This is a genomic window from Mycobacterium sp. TH-M82 (assembly GCF_057473605.1).
Genome location: NZ_JBYCKY010000528.1, coordinates 1 through 2605 on the forward strand (window position 1 = coordinate 1; position 2605 = coordinate 2605).

General features: G+C 68.0%; 1 protein-coding gene. It reads right to left on the reverse strand.

The genetic code is table 11. From position 1 onward, the window contains the following. Nucleotides 1-2605, reverse strand: a 2605-nt coding sequence (locus tag AC2VON_RS16195) for a molybdopterin-dependent oxidoreductase (RefSeq protein WP_486953869.1), incomplete at both ends; no start/stop codon positions are given.

The following is a 2605-nucleotide window of genomic DNA, read 5'->3' on the forward strand; positions in this document are numbered from 1 at the left end:
GTACCGCACCGTCAACCCGATGCCGTCGTCGGTCGGGCCCAGCTCGGGGGCGTCGAACAGCCTGGCCATGTCCAGCGGCGGACGGAACACCGGCAGGTGTTCGCCGAGTTCTTCGATCCAGTCGTGGGCCAGGTAGAAGTGCATCCGGCCGGTGAGCGTATGCCAGGGCTTAAGACACTCGACGTTCACGGCGAACGGAGCGTAGCGACGCCCGCCGGTTTCGCTGCCCGACCACTCCGGGCTGGTGATCACCGGGACCGGCCGAGCCTGGGTGTCGGCGTAGGTGATGCGCTTCTCCTCGCTGCCCTCGGCCAGGTGGACCAGCTTGCGACCGGTCCGTCGCTCCAGGTCGCGGAAGCCGTCCACCGCAAGCCGGCCGTTGCAGGTTCCCGACAGTGCGAGGATCACCTCGGCCATTCGCTCGCCGGTGGTGACCGCCGGACGGCCCGCTGCCGCACCGGAATCCAGCACTCCGAACCGCTCACCGAGCTCGGCGACTTCCTGGTCCGGGTGCATGGTCACCCCCTTGGTGGTGACGCCGGCCTGTTCGACCAGCGGGCCCAGAGTCCGCCACTTGTCGTAGACCGCGGCGTAGTCGCGTTGCACCACCGTCAGTTTCGACATCGTCTTACCCGGAATCGGAGTCTCGCCGCTGTGCAGCCAGTCGTTTTCGGTGCCGTCCGGGTAGGCCAGCGCATCCGCGGTGTCGTGCAGCAGCGCGGTGAGCACCACATCGGTGCGGGTGCCCAAGTGCTGCTTGGCGAGCTGGCTGAACGCGCGCGCGATGGCGCCGAACGCGTCGAAGTCGCTGCGGGTCTCCCACGGCGGGTCGATCGCTGCGGAAAAAGCGTGCACGAACGGGTGCATGTCGGTGCTGGAGATGTCGGCTTTCTCATACCAGGTCGCTGCCGGCAGCACGACGTCGGAGACCAACGTCGTCGAGGTCGTCCGGAAGTCGATCGACATCATCAGGTCGAGCTTGCCCTCCGGGATGTCGGTGTCGGAGACCACGTCGATCGGCTGCGCCCCGTAGGTCGCAGGTTTGGCCTGCACGTTCGAGTCGGTGCCCAGCAGATGCTGCAGGAAATACTCACCGCCCTTGCCCGATGCCCCGATCAGGTTGGCCCGCCACACGGTGAGCACCCGCGGCCAGTTGACCGGGTTGTCCGGATCGGTGATCGACATCTTGAGTTTGCGCTGCGCAAGTTGTTCGGCCACGTACTCGCCGATGTCACGGCCCGCGGCCCGCGCCTCGTCGGCGACATCCAGACTCGACCGGTCGAACTGCGGGTAGAACGGGCTCCAGCCCATCGCCGTCGCCGAGGCCAGCAAGTCGACCGTGTGCTTGCCGGCGAAGCGTCCGCGGCCCAGCGGCGTGGTCAGCTTGTCGGCGCCGTATCCGTCGTAGCGCCACTGGTTGGTGTGCACATACCAGTACGACGCGCCGGGCACCTGCCGCGGCGGGCGTACCCAGTCGGTGGCCATCGCCATCGTCTGGAACCCGGTCAGCGGGCGAACCTTCTCCTGGCCCACGTAGTGCGCCCAGCCGCCGCCGTTTCGTCCCATCGACCCGGTCAGCATCAGCAACGCCAGCACCGCGCGGTAGGTCGCGTCACCGTGGAACCACTGGCCGATGCCGCTGCCCATGATGATCATCGACCGGCCGCCGGATTCCTCGGCATTGCGGGCGAATTCCCTGGCGACGCGGATCGCCTGGCCGGCCGAGACCCCGGTGATCGGCTCCTGCCAGGCCGGGGTGCACGAGAAGTCGGCGTCGTCGTAGCCGGCCGGCCACTTTCCGGGCAGACCGGGGCGGCGCACCCCGTACTGGGCCAGCATCAGGTCGTAGACGGTGCACACCAGATGTTCGCCGACCCTGCGCACCGGAATCCCGCGCGTCACGACCGTGCCCTCGCCGCTGACGGTGTCGAAGCTGGGTAGCGACACCAGCGCGGTCTCGTCGTCGGTTGGCTGCCCGCGCCGGACACTCAGCGCCGGCCGGACATCGCCGAGATCGAGGTTCCACTTGCCGATCCCGTCGTCGCCGAACCGGAAACCCAGCGACCCGTTGGGCACCACGACCGAGTCGGTGACCGTGTCGAGCAACGCCGGCTTGAACGCGGCGTTTTCGACGCTCGCGGACTCGCCGACGAGGTCGGCGGCGGTGAGGTTCTTGCCCGGGACCAGATGCTCGCCCCGCGCCTCCAGCTTGATCAAAAACGGCAGGTCGGTGTATCGCAGCGCGTAGTCGATGAAGAACGGAACCGGTTTGCGCACATAGTGTTCGGTGAGGATGACGTGGCCCATCGCCATGGCCAGCGCGGCGTCGTTGCCGGCCGCACACGGCATCCACTCGTCGGCGAACTTGGTGTTGTCGGCGTAGTCCGGGCTGACGCTGACCACCTTGGTGCCGCGGTAGCGCACCTCTGCCATCCAGTGCGCGTCCGGGGTGCGGGTGATCGGTACGTTGGAGCCCCACATCATCAAGTACGCCGCGTCCCACCAGTCACCGGACTCGGGCACGTCGGTCTGGTCCCCGAACACCTGCGGCGAGGCGACCGGCAGGTCGGCGTACCAGTCGTAGAACGACGTCATCGGGGCGCCG